At 65.1% G+C, this 20,465-nt stretch carries 22 protein-coding genes; 10 read left to right on the top strand and 12 right to left on the bottom strand.

Annotated features, from left to right (window positions below):
* Nucleotides 1-11 precede the first annotated feature (11 nt).
* Genes FJ967_RS05645 through FJ967_RS05620 form a run of 6 tightly spaced genes read right to left on the bottom strand, consistent with a single transcriptional unit; the run spans nt 12 to nt 5,470 of the window.
* Nucleotides 12-782, bottom strand: coding sequence for a GntR family transcriptional regulator (locus tag FJ967_RS05645; protein WP_140730705.1), 771 nt, complete (start codon nt 780-782; stop codon nt 12-14).
* Nucleotides 779-1,654, bottom strand: a complete 876-nt coding sequence (locus tag FJ967_RS05640) for an ROK family protein (RefSeq protein WP_140730704.1) — start codon at nt 1,652-1,654, stop codon at nt 779-781. The genes FJ967_RS05645 and FJ967_RS05640 overlap by 4 nt, the downstream gene beginning before the upstream one ends.
* On the bottom strand, nt 1,651-2,391 hold the full coding sequence (locus FJ967_RS05635; RefSeq protein ID WP_140730703.1) for a PIG-L family deacetylase: 741 nt from the start codon (nt 2,389-2,391) through the stop codon (nt 1,651-1,653). Before FJ967_RS05635 ends, FJ967_RS05640 begins: the two co-directional genes overlap by 4 nt.
* On the bottom strand, nt 2,388-3,245 hold the full coding sequence (locus FJ967_RS05630; protein ID WP_140730702.1) for a carbohydrate ABC transporter permease: 858 nt from the start codon (nt 3,243-3,245) through the stop codon (nt 2,388-2,390). The genes FJ967_RS05635 and FJ967_RS05630 overlap by 4 nt, the downstream gene beginning before the upstream one ends.
* The gene (locus tag FJ967_RS05625) at nt 3,242-4,174 is read right to left on the bottom strand and encodes a sugar ABC transporter permease (protein ID WP_140730701.1); all 933 of its coding nucleotides are present in this window, start codon (nt 4,172-4,174) and stop codon (nt 3,242-3,244) included. The genes FJ967_RS05630 and FJ967_RS05625 overlap by 4 nt, the downstream gene beginning before the upstream one ends.
* Before the next feature lie 24 nt (nt 4,175-4,198).
* Nucleotides 4,199-5,470 carry an extracellular solute-binding protein gene (locus FJ967_RS05620; RefSeq protein WP_140730700.1) on the bottom strand — a complete coding sequence of 424 codons (1,272 nt, stop codon included), beginning with the start codon at nt 5,468-5,470 and terminating at the stop codon, nt 4,199-4,201.
* A 325-nt stretch (nt 5,471-5,795) separates the two neighbouring features.
* Between FJ967_RS05620 and FJ967_RS05615 the strand changes: the two genes are divergently transcribed.
* From FJ967_RS05615 to FJ967_RS05605, 3 genes are read left to right on the top strand one after another with little or no spacing between them, the layout of a single operon-like run.
* Nucleotides 5,796-7,088, top strand: a complete 1,293-nt coding sequence (locus FJ967_RS05615; RefSeq protein WP_140730699.1) for a sugar ABC transporter substrate-binding protein — start codon at nt 5,796-5,798, stop codon at nt 7,086-7,088.
* The gene (locus tag FJ967_RS05610; RefSeq protein ID WP_140730698.1) at nt 7,088-7,978 is read left to right on the top strand and encodes a sugar ABC transporter permease; all 891 of its coding nucleotides are present in this window, start codon (nt 7,088-7,090) and stop codon (nt 7,976-7,978) included. The genes FJ967_RS05615 and FJ967_RS05610 overlap by 1 nt, the downstream gene beginning before the upstream one ends.
* Nucleotides 7,975-8,838, top strand: coding sequence for a carbohydrate ABC transporter permease (locus FJ967_RS05605; RefSeq protein WP_140730697.1), 864 nt, complete (start codon nt 7,975-7,977; stop codon nt 8,836-8,838). The genes FJ967_RS05610 and FJ967_RS05605 overlap by 4 nt, the downstream gene beginning before the upstream one ends.
* A gap of 97 nt (nt 8,839-8,935) precedes the next feature.
* Here the strand turns inward: FJ967_RS05605 and pobA are convergent, their stop codons facing one another.
* From pobA to pcaD, 6 genes are read right to left on the bottom strand one after another with little or no spacing between them, the layout of a single operon-like run.
* Nucleotides 8,936-10,108, bottom strand: a complete 1,173-nt coding sequence (gene pobA, locus FJ967_RS05600; RefSeq protein WP_140730696.1) for a 4-hydroxybenzoate 3-monooxygenase — start codon at nt 10,106-10,108, stop codon at nt 8,936-8,938.
* The gene (locus FJ967_RS05595) at nt 10,108-11,160 is read right to left on the bottom strand and encodes a 3-carboxy-cis,cis-muconate cycloisomerase (RefSeq protein WP_140730695.1); all 1,053 of its coding nucleotides are present in this window, start codon (nt 11,158-11,160) and stop codon (nt 10,108-10,110) included. The genes pobA and FJ967_RS05595 overlap by 1 nt, the downstream gene beginning before the upstream one ends.
* Before the next feature lie 11 nt (nt 11,161-11,171).
* Nucleotides 11,172-11,786 (bottom strand): protocatechuate 3,4-dioxygenase subunit alpha, encoded by a 615-nt coding sequence (gene pcaG, locus FJ967_RS05590; RefSeq protein WP_140730694.1) that lies wholly within the window; start codon nt 11,784-11,786, stop codon nt 11,172-11,174.
* Nucleotides 11,786-12,541, bottom strand: coding sequence for a protocatechuate 3,4-dioxygenase subunit beta (gene pcaH / locus FJ967_RS05585; protein ID WP_140730693.1), 756 nt, complete (start codon nt 12,539-12,541; stop codon nt 11,786-11,788). Before pcaH ends, pcaG begins: the two co-directional genes overlap by 1 nt.
* Nucleotides 12,531-12,938, bottom strand: a complete 408-nt coding sequence (gene pcaC / locus FJ967_RS05580; protein WP_140730692.1) for a 4-carboxymuconolactone decarboxylase — start codon at nt 12,936-12,938, stop codon at nt 12,531-12,533. Before pcaC ends, pcaH begins: the two co-directional genes overlap by 11 nt.
* Complete coding sequence (pcaD, locus tag FJ967_RS05575; protein WP_140730691.1) at nt 12,931-13,743, bottom strand: 3-oxoadipate enol-lactonase; 813 nt, start codon at nt 13,741-13,743, stop codon at nt 12,931-12,933. The genes pcaC and pcaD overlap by 8 nt, the downstream gene beginning before the upstream one ends.
* Before the next feature lie 93 nt (nt 13,744-13,836).
* Here pcaD and pcaQ point away from each other — a divergent pair, with 93 nt between their 5' ends.
* From pcaQ to FJ967_RS05540, 7 genes are all read left to right on the top strand, one after another.
* On the top strand, nt 13,837-14,754 hold the full coding sequence (gene pcaQ, locus FJ967_RS05570; protein WP_140730690.1) for a pca operon transcription factor PcaQ: 918 nt from the start codon (nt 13,837-13,839) through the stop codon (nt 14,752-14,754).
* A 139-nt stretch (nt 14,755-14,893) separates the two neighbouring features.
* A complete protein-coding gene (locus FJ967_RS05565) occupies nt 14,894-16,210 on the top strand; it encodes an ABC transporter substrate-binding protein (RefSeq protein WP_246675182.1) in 1,317 nt (438 codons plus the stop codon).
* Nucleotides 16,211-16,233: 23 nt separating this feature from the next.
* The gene (locus tag FJ967_RS05560) at nt 16,234-16,974 is read left to right on the top strand and encodes an ABC transporter ATP-binding protein (protein WP_140730689.1); all 741 of its coding nucleotides are present in this window, start codon (nt 16,234-16,236) and stop codon (nt 16,972-16,974) included.
* Entirely contained in the window at nt 16,971-17,693 is a 723-nt protein-coding gene (locus tag FJ967_RS05555; protein WP_140730688.1) for an ABC transporter ATP-binding protein, read from the top strand. The genes FJ967_RS05560 and FJ967_RS05555 overlap by 4 nt, the downstream gene beginning before the upstream one ends.
* Complete coding sequence (locus FJ967_RS05550) at nt 17,690-18,586, top strand: branched-chain amino acid ABC transporter permease (RefSeq protein WP_140730687.1); 897 nt, start codon at nt 17,690-17,692, stop codon at nt 18,584-18,586. The genes FJ967_RS05555 and FJ967_RS05550 overlap by 4 nt, the downstream gene beginning before the upstream one ends.
* Entirely contained in the window at nt 18,583-19,644 is a 1,062-nt protein-coding gene (locus FJ967_RS05545) for a branched-chain amino acid ABC transporter permease (RefSeq protein WP_140730686.1), read from the top strand. The genes FJ967_RS05550 and FJ967_RS05545 overlap by 4 nt, the downstream gene beginning before the upstream one ends.
* Nucleotides 19,645-19,646: 2 nt before the next feature.
* Nucleotides 19,647-20,432, top strand: a complete 786-nt coding sequence (locus tag FJ967_RS05540) for a coniferyl-alcohol dehydrogenase (RefSeq protein WP_140730685.1) — start codon at nt 19,647-19,649, stop codon at nt 20,430-20,432.
* The last annotated feature ends 33 nt before the right edge of the window (nt 20,433-20,465 follow it).

Below are 20,465 nucleotides of genomic sequence, written 5' to 3'. Positions count from 1 at the left end.
GGGATGGTGGATCAGCTTCGCGGATTCGCCGGCACGCGTCCGGCGCGCAGCGTCGAGCGGATTTCGTAGCGGTCGCCGCGCATGATGGAGACGGTGAATTCGAACGGGCCGCGCTCGTCGGTGGTGATGCGCTCGACGATGAAGGCGGGGCTGCCGGCGGGCAGGTCGAGCAGTTCGGCATCCGCCGCGCCGACGGCACCGACGCGGTAGTTCTCGCGCGCGGCGACCGGCACGATGCCGTAATGGCGCTCCAGCGCCTCATAGAGCGAGCCCTGCAGCAAGCCGGCATCGAGGAAACCCGGCACGCGTGCCGCCGAAAGCTGTGCCGTCTGGATGCCGATGGGCTCGTTGTTGCCCAATCTGAGCCGCCGGATGCGCACCACCGGGTCCCCCTCCTCGATCTCCAGCGCGCCGGCCGCCGCCGCATTGGCCGTGTTCAGGCTGCAGTCGAGCAGGCGCGAGCCGGCGACGACACCCATATTGCCCATTTCCTGGGTGAAGCTGGTCAGCTCGCGCGTTCCGGCGACCAGCGTGGTGGAGCGCACGAAGGTGCCGCGGCCATGCTCGCGCCTGAGCAGCCCGCCTTCCTCCAGATTGCGCAAGGCGTGGCGCAGCGTGATGCGGCTGACGCCGAACAGAGCGCACAGCCTGTCCTCGGCCGGCATCTGGTCGCCGGTCGCCCATTCACCGCTCTTGACGATGGCGCGGATCGCCTCCTCGACCTGGTACCAGAGTGGCTCCGGCCGTCTGCGGTCGGGTTGCTGAAAGCTCGCTTGGCTCATCGCACCTGTCTCCACTCTTTCCCCGCGCGACCAGCCAGCGCCGCGCCGACAAGACCGGCGCCGGGACCAAACCGGCCGGACTGGATCTCGATGCCGCGCAGATGCGGCGGCAACTGGCGCCGCAGTGCGGCGAGCAGCGGTGGCCGCATCACGTCCAGCGCCTCGGCCAGCCCTCCCGACATCAGAACCGCCTGCGGATCGAGCAACGCCACGGCCCCGGCAAGCGCCGTGCCCAGCCGGCGCGCCGGTACTTCAAGCAAGGTCTGAGCGGCGAGTTCTCCCGCCTGGGCGGCGGCGACCAGTTGGCGGCCATCGGCAAGACCGATCTCGCCGGCGAGTGCATCGAGCGCCCGTCCCGACGCCATGCGCTCCAGCCAGCCGCTGCGTTCCTCGCCATGGTCCTTGATGTCGGCGCAGGCCCAGCCGAACGAGCAGGCGCCGCCATGTGCGCCGGCGACGATGCGGCCATTGGCCAGCACCGCCGAACCGATGCCGGTGCCGATCGCAAGCAGGATCGCGTCCGACATACCCTTCGCGCTGCCCTCCGCGGCTTCCGCCAGCAGGGCGATCTGCGCGTCATTGCCGAGCGCGACTGGCAGGTCCGCAAACAGCGCCTGGAGGTCGACGCCGTCGAGGAAAGGCAGGTTTGGAATCCAGCGGCAAACGGCACCTTCGACGAGCCCGGGCACCGCGAGGCCGAGCGCTTCGACCGCTCCGGCCTCGGCGCGCAGCGCCTGGATGCGGTCGACGAAGGCATCAAGGCTTGCGGGTGCCGGTTCGAGGCTCAACACATCGAGCGCGCCAACGTCGCCGGTGAAGATCGCGGCACGCAGATTGGTGCCGCCGAGATCGATGGCCAGAACCCGCGTCATCGGCCGCGCCCCCGGCTGGCTGGCGGCGCGAACAGGCCGCTGCCGGCATTCCATGAATGCGACGCCGCCGCGAAGGCCTGCGCATGGCGCGTGCCGCGCAGGCAGCCGCGCAGCCGGTAGAGCGCGTTGTAATAGTCGACATAGGGGAAGCTGCTCAGCCCGCGCGCCAGCTCATATTCCTTGACCGCTTCGCTCCAGGCCTCGAACCCGTCGCTGACATCGACGAGATGTTCCGGGCGAAAGCCGTCATCGTCCTCCCAGTTCTCACCGAACAGCAGCAATTGCGGCGTGTGCGCGGCATAGTCGCTGGCAACGGTCGGCAGCGCGGCGAAGAAGATGCCGGTCTGCGTCAGATGCGCGGCGGCGCGATGGTCCTTGTGCCAGCTGCCATGCCAATGGGTGATGACGATCTCGGGTTTGAGCTCGCGAATGACGTCGCAAACCTCGAGCGCCGTCTCGTCGTCCGAGGGCAGGAAGGCGTCGCGCAGGCCAAGGCTGCGCACCGTAACGCCGAGCCGTTCGGCCGCCCTGCCCGCTTCCTCTTCCTTCTGGACGCAATAGTGCGCGGGGATCAGGCAGGGATGCCCCTGCTCGCCCATGGTCAGATGCAGGAAGGTCACCGAGGCGCCGCGCTTCACGGCGGAGGCAGCAAGCGGTCCGGCGATCACTTCGGCATCGAAGGCGTGTGCCCCGACCACCAGGATGGACTTGGCGGCGTAGATCCGGTCCTCGATCATTTCATGCCTCCCTGGGCGCCGACACCCTCGCGAATCTGGCGGGCGAGCAGACAATACATGATCAGGATCGGCGCCATGGAGATCGCAAGCGAGGCGAAGACCAGGCCCCAGTCGGTGCGAAACTGGCCGACGAAGACGCTGATCGCCAGCGGCACGGTCTTGTAGCGGTCGTCGAAGATGAAGATCAGCGGGAAGAAGAAGTCGTTCCACACGGCAATGGCGGTGAAGATCGCGACGATCGACACCGCCGGCTTCACCATCGGCAGGATGATCTGGAACAGGATGCGGACCTCGCCGGCGCCGTCCATGCGCGCCGCCTCGTCGAGTTCGGAGGGCAAGACGCGCATGAAATTGGCGAAGATGAAGACGGCGAAGGGGATGCGGATCGCCGAATAGACGAGGATCAGGCCGGTCAGCGAATCGAGCAGGCCGAGATTGCGCATCAGCGTGAACAGTTCGACAGAGGCCAGCCTAATGGGCAGCATGATGCCCGACAGGAACAGGCCGAGCATGATGGCGTTCCAGCCAAGGCGGTAGCGGCTGAGCGGATAGGCGGCCATGGCCGAGACGACGATGGTGAGGATGACCGCGCCGCCGGTGACGATCAGGCTGTTGAGGAAGTTGTGGCCGAGGTCGGCGCGCGTCCAGGCATTGATGAAATTGTCGAAGGCCCAGCGTGCCGGCAGGCCAAGCCGGTTGTCGTAGATCTCGGCGGTCGTTTTGAAGCAGGAGACGACGAGGATATAGAGCGGCAGGAGAACCGCCGCCGTCCACAGGCACAGCACGGTCCAGCCCGGCAGCCGCGCGAGCCGCCGCGAGATCGCCGGACCGCGGGACATCGCCAGCGCGCTCATAGCTCCACCGTGCGGCGATCGAAGAAGCGCAGCACCAACAACGTGCCGACACTGAGGATCAGGAACAGCAAGGTGCCGAGCGCCAGCGCCAGGCCGATATCGGTGATGCCGACGGCCCCTTCCGCGCCGAAGGCCAGCCGGTAGAAATAGGTCACCAGCGTGTCGGTCGAATAGCTCGGATTGCCTTGCACGCCTTGCATGACATAGACGATGTCGAACTGGTTGAAGGTGTTGATGAAGGACAGCGTGGTCAGCGTGCCCAGCGCCGGCATCAACAAAGGCAAAGCGACGGAGAACAGCATGCGCGCATTGCCGGCGCCGTCGAGCCTGGCGGCCTCGAATATCTGGCTGGAAATCTGCCTGAGGCCGGCCGTGTAAATCAGCACCGGCAGTCCCATCCAGTTCCAGGCGTCAACGGCGATCAGCACGCCGAGCGCGGTGTGGCTGCTGCCGAGCACGGTCAGGCTGCCCTGATGCAGGCCGATCCCGTTCAGCGCCCATTCGACAACGCCGCCCGGCGCCAGCAGCAGGCGCCAGAGCGCGCCGACGATGACCGGGCTCAGCACCGCCGGGAAGAAGAACACCGACTGGAAGAAGGCGGCGCCCCTGTCGCGCAGGAACAGCAACCAGGCGAACAAAAGGCCGATGCCGTTCTGGAAGACCATGATGCCGAAGAACCAGGCGGTGTTGTGCCAGAGCGCACCGTAGAGCCGCGCATCGCTCGGGAAGACGAACAGCCGCGCGAAATTCGAAAGGCCGGCGAATTCGGTCATGCGCAGCCCCTTCCAGAGGAAGAAGCTGCCCCACAAAGACATCGCCAGGGGATAGAGGACGAACAGCGCGTAGACCGCCAGCGCCGGCAGGATGAAAAGCACGGCCATGCGCTGTTGCGTGCGCTTCAGGCTGCTGGTGCGGCGGTGGGTGGCCATGCGTTGTTCTGTCCGGCCCGGCTGTTACTGCTTGGGCTTGAACCAGGTGGCGACGGCGGCCTGCATGTCGGCGGCGAGCTTCTCCGGCGCTATGTTGCCTTCGACCATGTCGATGATCTCGGACTGCAGCACCGAGGACGCTGTCGGCGACTGCCAGCGGAAGCCGACCAGCGTCAAATACGGCGTCGAGTTCTTCGCCATCGCCATCATCTCCGACAGCACCGGGTCCTTCACGGTGACATCGGTGCGGGCCGGCGGCCAGCCGAGCTCGTCGGCGAACATCTGCGCGAACTCGGCCGAGGCCATGAAGTTCAGCACCTTGGTCGCGGCCTCCTTGTTTTGACCTTCGGAAACAAGACCATAGGAGCCGTCGGAGAAGGCCGAGGTGTAGAGCGTCGCGCCGGCGTCATCGGCGGGGAACGGGAAGATCGAGAATTTCAGCTTCGGGTTCTGCGCCTTGAAGCTGCCGTTCTCGAACGAGCCGCCGAGGAACATCGCCGCCTTGCCGCCGATGAACTGCTGCGTGGCGGTGGTGTAGTCGATGCCGGCGAAACCGTCGGGGAAATAGGGCTTCAGATCTGCGAAGCGCTTCAGCGCCGCGACATAGCGCGGGTCCTCGAAGGTCGCCTTGCCGGTCATCATCTCGTCGTAGAATCCCGGGCCGTAGACGGTCGGGCCGACGACGCCGACGCCGATCTCCAATTCCCAGGCAGAGCCGTTCGCACCGCCAGTGGCGATCGGCGTGATGCCTGCCGCCTTGAGCTTGTCGCAGGCGGCGAGGAAATCCTTATAGGTCTTAGGAATTTCAATGCCTTGCGCGGCGAAGATGTCCTGATTGTAGAACACGCCCATCATCGGCACCGAATAGGGTACGCCGTAGACCTTGCCGTCGGTACGACCGCGCGCGCCGCCGAGGGCGGCGTCGGGCATGTTCTTCAGTTCCGGCACGCTGTCGTCGAGCACGTCGAGATAGCCGGCATCGACGAAGGGCTGCAATTCGCCATAGGCCTTGAGCTGGGCGATGTCAGGCCCGCGCCCGCCGCGCAGCGCCGTGCTCAGCCGGTTCTGGTAGTCGGCATCCGGAGTAAACTGGATGGCGACCTTGATGTCCGGATTCTTGGCCTCGAAGGCATCGAAGATGCGGCGCATCGCCGCCTCGTCCTCGGTGCGCCAGCTCCACAGCGTCACTGTGCTGTCGGCCCTGGCCGGCACCGCCGTGAAGATGCCGGCACAAACGGCGGCGAGGCCGCCGATCAGGCCAAGCGCGGCGCGCCGGTGAATTGAAAGCATGCTCATTGCCAGTCTCCCGTTTTTCTCTGTCCTTGGCGTCCCGCGGCGCTCCGATGCCGCAAGGAGAGTCATTCGCTCGACTAAAGTCATTATAACGACATAGTGTCATTCGCAAGAGGTGTCATTTTCCCACCGGAGCAGAACCGTCGAGCAACACGATTCAAGAAAACGGCTCAACATTATGTTTTGAAATATAAATTTATTTCAATCGATATCCACGAGAAAATTTCCATAGACCCTTCATCCAGCTTTTTGCCAAACTGGGCCTTGCATCGTCGCTTGATGTTGTCATAACGTCATCGTGATCGCTATGCTCAAGTGGAGGATGAGGATGTCGTTTGCCTGGACGTCGAAACTGGCACTGGCCGCCGGCCTTGCCATCCTGCCCGCCAGCGGCTGGGCGCAATCGGTCAACATCTCCTACCTGACGCACTGGTCGCCCGAGACGGTGTCGCTGCTGGAAGCAGCGGCCAAGGATTACGCCAAGACCAATCCCGACGTCAGCGTCACCGTGCGCGCCGTTCCCTTCGGCGATCTCCTGACCACGCTCCGCTCCCAGGGCGGCGGCGCGGACGGGCCGACGATCGGCGGCATCTATGACCTCTGGCTGCCGGAACTCGCCCGCGACAAGCTGGTGGCGCCCGCGCCCAACGCGGTGGCTGATGAGGTCAAGGGCGGCTGGCCCGCGGGTGTCGTCAGCGCCGCTTCGGTGGGCGGCAAGCTCTACGGTATTCCCAACGAGATCGATGTCTACGCGCTCAACTACAACAAGGCGCTGTTCAGAGAGGCCGGCATCGCGGCTCCGCCCAAGACCTGGGACGAATTCAGGGACGCGGCCAAGAAGCTGACCAACAAGGAGGCCGGCCAGCAGGGCTTCGGCATGATCAATTCCTGGGCGGCGGGCGTCGTCCATCCCTTCGCCTCGCTGCTGGTTTCCAATGGCGGCGAGTTGGTCAAGGACGGCAAGCCGGCTCTGGACAGCAAGCAGGCCGGCGAGGCGTTCCAGCTTTATGAAGATCTCATCAAGTCCGGCGCCAGCGTGCCGGCGATGGCGACGGCGGACGCCAACACCACCGGGCCGTTCCTCGACAATTTCGTCTCCGGCAAGACCGGCATGATCATCATGGCCAATTGGTGGGAGAGCGCGCTGAAGACCGGCATGGGCGACAAGTTCGCCGACATCGCCACGGCCCCCATCCCGGTCGGCCCGAGCGGCGACAAGCCCCATTCGATCTCCTATTCCTGGATGACCGTGGTCAACGCCAATGCAGGAGAAGCCGAGCAGAAGGCCGCCTGGGATTTCCTCGCCTGGCTCAACAATCCGAAATCCGGCAAGAACGGCGCTTCCGCCATGTCGGACATATTGATGTCGATGGGCATCCTGCCATCGCGCAGCTCCGACATCGAGGCGCACAAGGACAAGCTCGGCTCCGAATTCCTGTCCGGCTATGTCAGCGTGCTCGCCGACGCAAAGCCCTTCCCGGTCGTGCTGGGCGGACAGGAATTCTCCGAATCCCTGCAGCAGACGCTGGAGGCGTTGCAGTATGGCCAGGTCTCGGCCAAGGATGCGCGGGCGACGGCCCAGGCCGACGCCGCATCGATCCTGGAGCGCGCCGCCAAATAATGATCCAGAGGTACCGTGCCTCGGCGGGCATCATGCTTACGCCCGCCGTGACGCTGATCGGCATCTTCATCCTTTTGCCGATGCTGCTCACCGTCTGGTTGTCCTTCCAGGACTGGTCGACGCAGACGCCGTTTGCCAGCGCGTCCTTCATCGGCCTCGACAATTTCCGCGAAATCTTTGGACCGACCTCGGTTGGACGCGACTTCAAGGGCGCGCTCGTCAACACCGCGATCTATACCGCGCTGTCGGTCATCCTCATCCTGCCGTTGTCGGTGGCTTTCGGGCTGATGGTCTATCAAGATGACGTGGCCGGCGGCACGGCACTGCGCACCGTGCTGTTCTCCACCTACATGGTGCCGATGATCGCGGTGGCGCTGGTCTGGTCGAAGCTCTATTCGCCGAGCGAGGGGCCGTTCAACCAGATGCTCGGTCTGGTCGGCATTGGGCCGCAGCCGTGGCTGTCGTCGCCGCGCTCGGCGCTGATTTCGATCGTCGTCCTCAATGTCTGGCAACAGGTCGGTTATTTCACCGTGCTGGCGATCGCCGGGCTGACACAGATCCCCGGCAGCCTCTACGAGGCGGCCAGACTCGATGGCGCCAACCGCTTCGAGCAATTCCGTTTCATAACCCTGCCGCTGATGCGACGCACGCTTTTGTTCAGCGCCGTCATCGCCATCATCAACGCCGTGCAGGTGTTCGAGCCGGTGGCACTGATCACGCAGGGCGGGCCGGTCGGCTCGACCAATGTCTTGACCTACCACATCCGCCGCGTCGGTATCGAACGGGCGCAGGGCGGGCTGGGGTCGGCCATGGCCGTCATGCTGATGCTGTCGCTGATCGTCGTCGTCTGCGCACTCTTCGCACTCGCCAATCGGAAGGACCAGGAATGAGCGCCGGCTCCTCAAGCCGCCTGCCGCGCAAGCGGCCATCCGGCCGCAAGGCGCTGCTCGCCACATTGATGCTGGTCGTCGCCGTGGCATCGGCCTTTCCGCTGGTGTGGATGGTGCTGTCCAGCCTCAAGACGCCGGCCGAGAGCATGCAGGTGCCGCCGGTGTGGATTCCCCGCACGCCAGGTCTCGACGCCTACGAGAAAGTCTCGGGGGTGGTCAATGTCGGCCGCTCGATGTGGAATTCGCTGGTCATCGCGTCGATCACCACCACCGGCATTCTCGTCACCAGCATGATGGCCGGCTACGCCTTCGCCAAATACCATTTCCCCGGCCGCTCGCTTCTGTTCTCGGTGCTGATCGCCGCCATGTTCCTGCCGCCGATCGTGACGCTGATCCCGCTCTATCGCCTGGTCGGCTCGATCGGCCTCAATGCCAGCCTCGCCGGCATCATCGTGCCCAATCTCGCCAATGCGTTCGGCATCTTCCTGATGCGCCAGTTCATAGCAGGCGTGCCCGACGACCTGATCGACGCCGCGCGCATGGACGGCGCCTCCGAACTGCTGATCCTCTACAAGATCGTGGCGCCGAGCGTGGCGCCCGCGATCGCGGCGCTGGCGCTGTTCGCCTTCGTCTATCACTGGAACAGCTATCTGTGGCCGCTGACCGTGCTGCAGGGCAATGCCGACGCCTATCCGATCGTCATCAGCCTGAGCCGGCTGCTCAGCTACAACAGGGGGGCGATGAATACCGGCCTGGTGATGGCCGGCGCCACGCTTGCGGTGCTGCCGCCGCTCATCCTGTTCGTTTTCCTGCAACGCTTCTTCGTCGATTCCATCGTCGGCTCGGCGATCAAGGGATAGCCAAAGCATGATCCCGAAAAGTGGATACCGGTTTTCGGACAAGATCATGCTCAAACTGAGATAGAGCCCATCCCGATCCATCGGGATGGAACAGGCTCTAATAGGGCAAGCCGACATAATTCTCGGCAAGCGCGGCCGAGGCCGCGCGTGAATGCACGAGATAGTCTAGTTCGGCCTCCTGGATGCGCTGGCCGAAGTCGCCGGTGTCGGGGAAGCGATGCATCATGGTCGTCATCCACCAGGAAAAGCGCACCGCCTTCCACACCCGCGCCAGCGCTTTCTGCGAATAGGCGTCGATGCCTGCATGCGATTTCTCGGCGTAGAAGTCCCGAAGCCCGCTGAAGAGATAGCGCACATCGCTGGCGGCGAGGTTGAGACCCTTGGCGCCGGTCGGCGGCACGATGTGGGCGGCGTCGCCGACCAGGAACAGCCGGCCGAAGCGCATCGGCTCGGCGACGAAGGAGCGCAGCGGCGCGATGGATTTTTCGAAGGACGGACCGGTGGTGACGCTCGCCGCGATCTGGTCAGGCAGCCGGCGGCGCAGCTCATCCCAGAAACGGTCGTCGGACCATGCCTCGACACGATCGTCCTGCGGGCACTGGACATAGTAGCGGCTGCGGTGGGTCGAGCGCATCGAGCAGAGCGCGAAGCCGCGCTCATGGTTGGCGTAGACCAGTTCGTGATCGGCCGGCGGCACTTCGGCGAGCACGCCGAGCCAGCCGAACGGATACTGCCGCTCGAAGGTTCTCAGCGAGCCCTCCGGCACCGACTTTCGACTGACGCCATGATAGCCATCGCAACCGGCTATGAAGTCGCAATCGATGCGGTGGGGGATGCCGTCCTTGTCATAGGTGACGAACGGAGCTGTGCCGTCGAAATCGTGCAGCGCGACATCGGCCGCCTCGTAGACCGTGGTCAGCCCGGCCGCTTCGCGCTTGTCCATGAGATCGTGCGTCACTTCGGTCTGGCCGTAGACCGTGACATGCTTGCCCCCGGTGAGCGCCGTGAGATCGATACGGCGCAACTGTCCGCCGAAGGCGAGCGAGATGCCGGAGTGCGGCAGGCCTTCCGCATGCAGGCGATCCGCCGCGCCTGCCGCGCCAAGCAGGTCGACCGTGCCCTGTTCGAGCACGCCGGCGCGCACACGGCCAAGCACATGCTCGCGGCTCGATCGCTCGAGGATCACGGTCTCGACGCCGATGGCGGCGAGCAACTGGCCGAGCAGCAGGCCGGAAGGCCCCGACCCGACGATGACGATCTGCGTGCGCATCAGTGACCGAGACTTTCGATCTGCGCGATGAGTTCGGCGGCGAGGCGCAACGACGCCGTGGTGGCGACGACCACCTGCGGCAGCAACAGCCACTCCAGGGTCCAGGCAGCGCCCGAGCGCTCCTGCTCGTGCACCAGCGCCTGATGCATGCCGGAGAGCTGCGTTGCGTTGAAGCGGGCCAGCGCCACCAGCGCCTCTGCCTTCACCGGATTCTGCTTGTGCGGCATGGCCGACGAGCCGCCGCCGCCCGACAATGCGATGCCTGCGCCGCCCTGCGCCATCAGCGCGATGTCCTGGCCGAACTTGCCGAGGCTGCCAGTCACGAGCGACAGCCATCCGGCGAAATCGGCGAGCGCGTCGCGCTGGCTATGCCATTGCGGCGCGTCGGCAAGACCAAGTTTCGCGGCGAGTGCCGCGCGTACCGCGAACCCTCGGTCGCCAAGCTTTTCCAGCGTACCGGCAGCACCGCCGAATTGGATCACCAGCAGGCGTTCCGACTGTTCAGACAGCCTCGCCTGATGCCGCTGCAGCGGCGCCCGCCAGGCGCTGACACGATCCGCCACGGTGATCGGGATCGCTGGTTGCATGCGGGTCACCCCGGTCAGCGCCCGACCCCCGAAACGCTCCGCGAGAAAGGCGAACCGTATGATGGTCTCGGTGAGCAGCAGGCCGAGATGCTCGACGGCGGATTTCAGACGGAGCACAAGACTGGTGTCGATGACGTCCTGACTGGTGGCGCCGAAATGAACGAAGCCGCCATGCTCGTCGCCAACCGCCGCCTTGATCTGACGCACCAGCTCCGGCACCACGACGCCATCCCTGGCGACGCCGGCGCGCAGCTTGCCGGTATCCGGCCGGAACGACGCAAGCGCCTTGACGATCGCGGCTGCTGCTTCACCGGGAACGACACCGCATTCGGCTTCGGCCTCGATCAGCGCGCGCTCGAAGGCGAGCATGGCGGCAATGTCGGCCTCCAGCGAAAAACACCGCGCCGCGCCCTCGTCGCCGAGCAGGCCGGAAAGCAGCGGATGGTCGAAGGGCGATACGGTCATGTCATGGTCGCCTAGCTGTCGAAGAAGACCGTTTCCTTCTCCCCCTGGAGATGGACATCGAAGACGTAGTCGTCGCCCTGGCGCTCGGCGACCAGGGTCGGCACGCGCACACGATGCTCGATGCGCGCCAGGATCGGATCCTCGCCATTGGCCTTCTCCTCGTCGGAGAAATAGAGCCTGGTGTGGAGGCCGAGATTGATGCCGCGCGCAACGATCCAGAGCGTGATGTGCGGCGCCATCAGGCGACCGTCGCGGAACGGCACGCGGCCGGGCTTGATCGTCTCGAAGACGCAGAGGCCGGTTTCCATGTCGGTCGGACAGCGGCCCCAGCCGAGGAAATTCGGATCGGCGGCGCCGCGCATCTCGGCGGGCGAATTGTAGAGCCCGGCCGCATCGGCCTGCCATATCTCGACCAGCGCGTCCTTTAGCGGCGTGCCGGTGCCGTCGAGCACGCGGATGTTGAGCTTTATCCGTTCGCCCTTGGTCCGATCATTGACCATTGTCGCGCCAAGATCGCTCGCGTAGACGCCGGCGATGCCGCAGAAATTGGGTGTCAGCCCTATGTGGACGTAAGGCCCGGCGGTCTGCGACGGACTCTCCTTCAGGCGATCGAGCGACTGGGCCATCAATTGCCCTCCAGCCGGTTCTCGAACAGCGAGGAGCGGCGTCCGCGCAGCACGATGTCGAACTTGTAGGCAAGCGCATCCATCGGGATCGTCGCCTGCGTATCGAGGAGCGCCGTCAAAGCTTCGATGGCCGCCCTGTCGGCGATGCCGCGCACGATCGGGCATTTCCAGATCAGCGGATCGCCCTCGAAATACATCTGCGTGATCAGCCGCTGGGCGAAGCCATGGCCGAACACCGAGAAGTGGATATGCGCGGGGCGCCAGTCATTGGGTCCGTTCGGCCAGGGATAGGGGCCGGGTTTGACGGTGCGAAAGGCATAGGAGCCGTCCTCGCCCGTGATGGCGCGGCCGCAGCCGCCGAAATTCGGGTCGAGCGGGGCGAGATAGCCGTCCTTCTTGTGGCGGTAGCGGCCGCCGGCATTGGCCTGCCAGAATTCGAGCAGCGCACCGGCCACGCCGACGCCGCGTTCGTCGAGCACGCGCCCGTGGACGATGATGCGCTCGCCGATGGCGCTCTCCCCCGGTCGAGCGAAATTGTGAATCAGGTCGTTGTCGAGTTCGCCCAGCATGGCATGGCCGAAGACCGGACCTGATATTTCCGACAGCGTGTTGTCGAAGGACAGCAGCGCCTTTTGCGGCGAGCGCAACACCGAACTCTTATAGCCCGGCGTCAGTGCCGGCGGATGCCACGTGCGGTCGCGCTGGAAGAACGCGCCGGCCTCGGGCCTCCGGTTCGAACCGGGATCAGCGGACATTCCTGGCTCCATCCATTTCCGAGAACACCTCCTTGGCGATCCTGAAGGCGCGGTTGGCTGCCGGCACGCCGGCATAAATGGCGACATGCAGGAACGCCTCGCAAATATCCTCGCGCGAGGCGCCGGTGTTGGCGGTGGCGCGCACATGCAAGGCCACTTCCTCATCATGGCCAAGGGCTGCCAGCAGCGCCAGCGTGACGATCGAACGTTCGCGCTTGCTGAAGCCAGGCCGCGCCCAGACGGTTCCCCAGGCGGCTTCGGTTATCAGTTCCTGGAACGGCTGGTCGAAATCGGTGGCGCCAGTCTCGGCACGATCGACATGCGGATCGCCAAGGACCGAGCGCCGTACCGCGAGTCCGGTACGATATCTGGCTGTGTTGCCGGGGACTTCATCCATGGGTTTCTGCTCCAGGGGCAAGCGATGCGACAAAGTCGCGGATCAGCGCGACCATTGCCTCAGGCTGTTCGATGCAGGGAATATGTCCGGCGCTGCCGATGATCTCGAAACGCGCGCCGGGGATCAGAGCGGCGAGTGAGCGGACGAGGTCGGGAGGCGTCGAGCCGTCCTGGTCGCCGGCCATGCACAGCGTCGGCACCGCGATGCGGCGCGCCGTCTCGGTGAAGTCGGCATCGCGGACCGCCATGCAGGTGCCGATATAGCCGGGCAGCGGCTGCCTGACCAGCATGTTGCGGCAGCCGGAAAGGTCGGCTGCGCGCGCGGCATGGAAATCCGGCGTGAACCACACTTTCATCACGCCGTCGGCGATCGCCTCGATGCCCTCGCGTTCGACGGTCGCAATGCGGCCGTTCCAGCTCTCGGCGGTGCCGATCTTGTGGGCCGTGTCGCTGAGGACCAGTGCCCGGACGATCTCGGGCCGGCGGGCGTAGAGCCGTTGCGCGACCATGCCGCCGACCGACAGGCCGACCAGAACAACCCTGCTGAAACCAAAATGATCGATGAGCGCGCCCAAATCATCGGCATGGTCGTCGATGGAGCGCACGCCGCTGCCGTTACCGGAGAGGCCGTGGCCGCGCTTGTCATAGACAAGCAGAGGCATTTCGCCGGCCAGACGCGCGGCCACATCGTCCCAGATGCGGAAGTCGGTACCGAGCGAATTGATGAACACGACCGGAGACGCCTTGCCGTTCGCCTCGACATATCGGTGGTGCAGCGTGGTGCCGCCTAGGGTGACGAATGGCACGATTTCGATCCTCCGGCTTCACATTGCACAAGGCATTTGGTTCGGTAAAATGATATTTTGCGCCGTTTCATTAACTCAGGGGTTATCAAACTTATGTCCGAAAGCCGAATCCGGTTCCGCCACCTGCAGGCTTTCCTGGAAGTGGCGCGGCAAGGAAGCGTGGCCCGGGCCGCCGATTTTCTGCATGTCAGCGCACCGGCGGTGACCAAGACCCTGCGCGAGCTGGAAGAAGCGCTCGGTGTCGCTGTCGTCGAGCGTGACGGGCGCGGTATTCGTGTCACCAGGCTCGGCGAGATTTTCCTCGGCCATGCCGGCTCGGCGATCACCGCCTTGAAGCGCGGCGTCGATTCCGTTCGCCAGGACGGCGCCGTCAATCGCCACCCGATCCGCATCGGCGCGCTGCCGACCGTGTCGGCAAGGGTGATGCCTCGGGCCATGAGCCTCTTCCTCGGGGAGAACACAGGCGCCGCCCTCAAGATCGTCACCGGCGAGAATGCCGTGCTGCTCGAACAATTGCGCACCGGCGCGCTCGATCTCGTTGTCGGACGGCTGGCGGCGCCGGAGAACATGACCGGCTTCTTCTTCGAACATCTCTATTCCGAACAGGTCCTGTTCGTGGTGCGGGCCGGCCATCCGCTGCTGGAGCCGGAGGCTGACATTTTCGCCAACCTCGACGACTTCCCGGTGCTGATGCCGACGCGGGAGTCCGTCATCCGTCCCTTCGTCGACCGCCTGTTCATCACCAACGGCATGACGGCGCCGGCCACCGAGATCGAGACCGTCTCGGATTCGTTCGGCCGCTCCTTCATGCGCCAGAGCAATGCGGTGTGGATCATTTCAGCCGGCGTGGTCGCCAACGAGATCGCAAGCGGTGCTTTCGTCGCCTTGCCGGTCGACACCGAGGAAACCAAGGGGCCGGTCGGGCTGACGATGCGCACCGACACCGCCCTCTCGCCTGCCTTCTCGATCCTGCTGCAAACCATTCGCGAGGCGGCAAGGCCGGGTAACTGAGACGCTTGACGGCCCGCAAGCCTCGGCCTCATCCAGAATCTGCTAACCCAGCGGTTAATGAAACGCCGCAAAATATCATTTTACCGAACCAAAACGCTGGTGCACTGTGGTGATGGAGGAGCCACAGAGGGAGGAAAACATGACCCATTCCATCGGCAGCAAATCCGGCATTCGCGGTATGTCGCGACGCCAGTTCATCGCCACCTCGATTGCCGGCGGCACCGCCTTGGCACTTGGCGGCAATAAGGCCTTCGCACAGGCCGCCGACACGCTCAAGGTCGGCTTCGTCAGCCCGCGCACCGGTCCGCTCGGCGGCTTCGGCGAAACCGACGGCTATGTGCTCGATCTTGCCCGCAAGGCGCTGGCCGGAGGCATCGAGCTAGGCGGCAAGAAATACAGTGTCGAAATCCTCGACCAGGACACGCAATCGGATCCCTCCCGCGCGGGCCAGCTCGCCAAGGACCTGATCAACAACCAGGCGATCGACCTGATGCTGGCGGTGTCGACGCCCGAGGTAATCAATCCGGTGGCGGACGCCTGCGAGGCGGCCGGCGTGCCGTGCCTGTCGACCGTCATGCCCTGGGAGGCCTGGTATTTCGGCCGCGGCGCCAAGCCCGGCGCGCCCTCGCCGTTCAAATGGACCTACCATTTCGGCTTCGGCGTCGGCGAATTCTTCAAGGCCTATATCTCGCAGTGGAACTTGATCGAGACCAACAAGAAGGTCGGAGTCATGTATCCCAACGACGCCGACGGCAACGCCATCCGCGCCAACCTGGCGCCGCTGCTGGCCAAGCAGGGTTTTACGATCGTCGATCCCGGCGCCTATGAAACAGGCACCACCGACTATTCCTCGCAGATCGCGCTGTTCAAGCAGGAAGGCGTCGAGATCTTCAATTCCTTCCCGATCCCACCTGATTTCGCCGCCTTCTGGCGCCAGGCCGCGCAGCAAGGGCTGATCAGGCAGATCAAGATCTGCCAGGTCGCCAAGACCGGCCTGTTTCCATCCGACATCGAAGCGCTCGGCGATCTCGGCATGAAGATCTCCAGCGCCGCCTACTGGCACAAGGCGTTTCCCTACAAGTCGCCGCTCACCGGTGTCTCGGGTACGGAACTCGCCGATGGCTATGAGGCGGCGAGCGGCAAGCAGTGGACGCAGCAGCTCGGCGCCTCCATGTCGCTGCTCGATGCCGGCTTCGAGGCGCTGAAGGCAAGCACCGACGCCAAGGACAAGGCAGCCGTCGCCAAGGCGCTGAGCACGCTCAAGACCGAGACCATGAGCGGCAAGGTCGACTTCACCAGCGGTCCTGTCGCCAATGTCTCGCCCGGCCCGATCATCGGCACGCAATGGGTGGCCGCCAAGGAAGGCAGTAAATTCCCGCTCGACTATGTGGTGACCGAGAACGCCACCGATCCGAAGGTGCCGGTGGAAGCCAAGCTTCAGCCCTATAACGGCTGACGGGCGCATACGGGGATCGCAACGTGAACGGTTCAGCAAAGGCTGCGATCCTCAGAGCCGCCGGCATCGACAAGCGTTTCGGCGCGCTCGTGGTGCTGGATGGAGTCGACTTCACCATGGGCGCCGATGAAGCGGTCGGCATCGTCGGCCCGAACGGTGCCGGCAAGACGACGCTGCTCAGCGTGCTTTCCGGCGCCTATCCGCCGAGCGCCGGCACCGTCGCCTTCAAGGGTGGCGACGTGACGGCGTTGTCGGCAACGCAGCGATGCCGGCTCGGCCTGGTGCGCACCCACCAGGTGCCGAAGCCGTTCAGCGGCATGACGGCGTTCGAAAACGTCTTCGTCGCCGCCTCGCATGGCGCCGGGCTACAGCGCGACGAGGCCTATGAGGAGGCGCTCGGGTCGCTGAACCTCTGCGGCATGCTCGGCATCGCCAACCGGCGGGCTGAAACGCTCGGCCTGCTCGATCGCAAGCGGCTGGAACTGGCACGGGCACTGGCGGCGCGGCCGACATTGCTGCTGCTGGACGAGATCGGCGGCGGCCTGACCGACGGCGAGGCGAGCGAACTCGTCGGCACCATCAAGGAACTGCGCCGCCGCAAGATCGGCATCGTCTGGATCGAACATATCGTCCACATCCTGCTGCAGGTGGCCGAGCGGCTGATCTGCATGGACGCCGGAAAAATCATTGCTGACGGCGAGCCGCATGCGGTCATGGCCGATCCGCAGGTAATCCGCGCCTATCTCGGCGGAGGCCCGAAATGAGCTTTCTCGCTGTCGAGGACCTGGTTGTCAGGCATGGCCTGCTGCAAGCGGTGCGCGGCGTCACGTTCGGCGTCGAGCGCGGCGAGACGCTGGCGCTGGTCGGCGCCAACGGCGCCGGCAAGACGACGCTGCTCAGGGCCATCGCCGGCGCGCACCAGCCGGCTGCCGGCCGTGTGCTGCTGGGCGATGCCGATCTCACCAATGTGCCTTCGCACAAACGCGTCGGCATGGGCATCGCGCTGGTGCCGGAGGGGCGAAAACTGTTCGTGCGCATGAGCGTCGAGGAAAACCTACTGCTTGGCCGGACCGCCGGGCGGCCTGGTGACTGGAGCGTCGACAAGGTGCTCGAGATGTTTCCCAATCTGAAGCCGCGCCGTCATGCCAAGACGGGCCATCTCTCGGGCGGCGAACAGCAGGCGACGGCGATCGGCCGGGCGCTGATGAGCAATCCGGACGTGCTTTTGCTCGACGAGGTTTCACTCGGCCTGTCGCCGGCAATCGTCGAGCGCGTCTATGACGCGCTGCAAGGCCTGATCGCCTCTGGAACCACCATCATCCTGGTCGAGCAGGATCTCAGCCGGGCGCTGTCGGTCTCCGACAAGGTCATCTGCATGCTGGAAGGGCGTATCGCGCTCGCGGCCGACAGCAAGAGCGTCTCGCGCGATGATGTGACGAAAGCCTATTTCGGCCTGCACAGGCAGAAAGCCGAGCCGGCATGAGCAACCAGATCATCCAGGGCATCCTGCTTGGCGGCTATTACGCGCTGATCGCCTGCGGCCTGTCCTTCATGTTTTCAGTGATGCGCATCATCAACCTCGCCCATGGCAGCCTTGCCGTGCTTGCCGCCTATGCGCTGTGGTTCTTGGCCTTGCGGCTTCATGTCTCACCGTTTGTCGGCCTGCTCGTCGTGTTGCCGCTGATGGCCGCGATTGGCTGGGCGCTGCAGCGCTTCCTGCTCGAGCGCAGCGCGCGCGGCGGAGCGCTGCTGCCCATCCTGACGACCTTCGGCCTCGCCATCGTCATCGACAACATGCTGTTCGAGCAGTTCGGCGCCAATACGCGCTCGCTGGCGCCCTATATCGGCAGCCTCTCCTACGATTCCTGGGAATGGCCCGGAAGCATCTATGTAGGCAAGCTGGCGGTGATCATGTTCGCCACCGCCGTGGTGCTGCTTGGCGGGCTGCAGCTGTTCCTCAGCCGCACCGGGCTCGGCCGCGCCATCCGCGCCACCTCGGAAGACCCCGACACGTCAGGACTGGTGGGTGTCGACGCGCGCCGGGCCAATGCGGTTGCCGCGGCAATCGCCATGGTCACCGTCGGCCTGGCCGGCGCCTTTCTCGGCATGCGCGCCACCTTCGATCCCTATGCCGGCGCGCCGCAATTGCTGTTCGCCTTCGAGGCCGCGGTCATCGGCGGCGCCGGGTCGCTGTGGGGTACGCTGATCGGCGGCATCGTGCTGGCGCTGGCGCAGACGCTCGGCGCGCAGGTGCATCCGCAAGGCTTCCTCATCGGCGGTCACGCCGTGTTCCTCATCGTGCTGTTCGTGCGGCTTTCCATGGCCGGCCTCAGCCTGCGCAGCCTGCTCAAGCCGCCTTCGCGGAGCGCACCATGAGCCCGGTCTCACCAGTCATCGAGCGCGGCACCGCGATATCGCGGATCGCTGCGATCGCGGTCGCCGTCATCATCGCCCTGCTGGCGATCGCACCACAAGCCCTGTCGGCCGGCGCGATCGATCGCATGACGGCGCTTTTCATCTATGTGATCCTGGCGGCGATGTGGAACGCGCTCGCCGGCTTCGGCGGCCTGGTCTCGGTCGGCCAGCAGGTGTTCTTCGGGCTCGGCGCCTATCTCGCCATCCGGCTGGCCGATGCCGGCCTCAATCCGTTCCTGGCGCTGTTTGCCTCCGGCATCATCGTCGGCCTGGTCTCCTGGCCGCTCTCGCTGGTGATGCTGCGGCTCAGGAACGGCGAGTTCGCCATCGGCATGTGGGTGATCGCGGCGCTGACGCATCTCTTGGTCAATCTTGACCGACTGGTGCAGGGCGAGACCGGCACGTCCCTGATCTCGCTCAATGTCTACGACGCCGGCACCAGACGGGTTACGATCTACTGGCTGGCGCTGGCCTCGATGAGCGCCCTGCTCGCCATACTGTTCGGCCTGCTGCGCGGCAGCACTGGCGCCGCCATCCGCGCCATCCGCGACAATGAGGATGCCGCGGCCTCGGTCGGCGTGCGCGTCACCGGCACCAAGCGGCTCCTGTTCGTGCTCGCCGCCTTCGGCATCGGCATTGCCGGCGCGCTGTGGCTGGCGACGTCGATCACCTTCCAGCCGAAAACCTATTTCAACGTGCAGTGGACCGCCTACATGATCTTCATGGTGCTGGTCGGCGGTATCGGCACGTTCGAGGGCGCCATCCTGGGCGCGGTGGTGTTCTTCCTCATCGAGACGTGGTTCGGCGGCACCGGCGTCTGGTACCTGGTCGGGCTTGGCGCTATCGCAGTGCTGTTCTCGCTGTTCCTGCCGCGCGGCCTGTGGGGGACGATCGAGGAGCGCTTTGGCCTGCGCCTGCTGCCGGTCGGCTACCGCGTCACGTTTCCAGGAAACACGCCGGCCAATGATGGCACCGCGCCCTCGCTCGAGGGCACCACACAGCTTCAGGAGAAGGCATAACCATGCTTTTCGGCAAGACCATCCTCATCACCGGTGCCGCCTCAGGCATCGGCGCGCGCACGGCAGAGCTCGCCGGCCAGCTTGGCGCCGACGTAATCGGCGTCGACATGCGCGAGCCAGCCGCGCCGGCCGGCAGTTTCGTCAAGGCCGACATATCGTCGAAGGCCGGCGTCGATGACCTCATCGCGCGCCTGCCGCAGCGCATCGACGCATTGTGCAATGTCGCCGGACTGTCCGGCAACACCGGCGCGGCGCCGACGCTGGCGGTGAATTTCTTCGGGCTGCGGGCGCTCTCGGAGGGCCTGGCGCCAAAACTTCGCGAGGGCGGCGCCATCGTCAACGTTGCCTCGATCGCGGGCTATGGCTGGCGCGCCAATCTCAACCGCGCCACCTCGATGGTCGCCATCGAGGGCTTTCCCAATGTCGAGGAAGTTGTCTGCACCCATGTCGTCAGAAACGAGGAAAGCTATCCCGTCTCCAAGGAATTGCTGCTGCTATGGACCTTTCGCGCCGCGCATCAGGACCTGTTCAAACGCCGTGGCATCCGCGTCAATGCGGTGAGCCCCGGCCCGGTCGAGACGCCGATCCTGAAACAGTTCCGCACCGTGCTGGGCGATGCGCGCGTCGACAGCGACATCGCCCGGGTTGGACGCGCGGGCACGTCGGGGGATATCGCCCCGGTCGTGCTATTCCTGTGTTCGGACGGTGCCCGCTGGATCAACGGCGCCAACGTACCCGTTGACGGCGGCCTCGAAGCATCGATCAATGCCGAGATGTTCGGCTTCTAACATCCAATTCAAAGGCTCCATCGGGAGTGAGGG

The organism is Mesorhizobium sp. B2-3-4, from assembly GCF_006442315.1.
GTDB lineage: Bacteria > Pseudomonadota > Alphaproteobacteria > Rhizobiales > Rhizobiaceae > Mesorhizobium.
The sequence above is the reverse complement of the archived record's forward strand: the minus strand, read 5'-3'. Positions and strand labels throughout refer to the sequence as shown.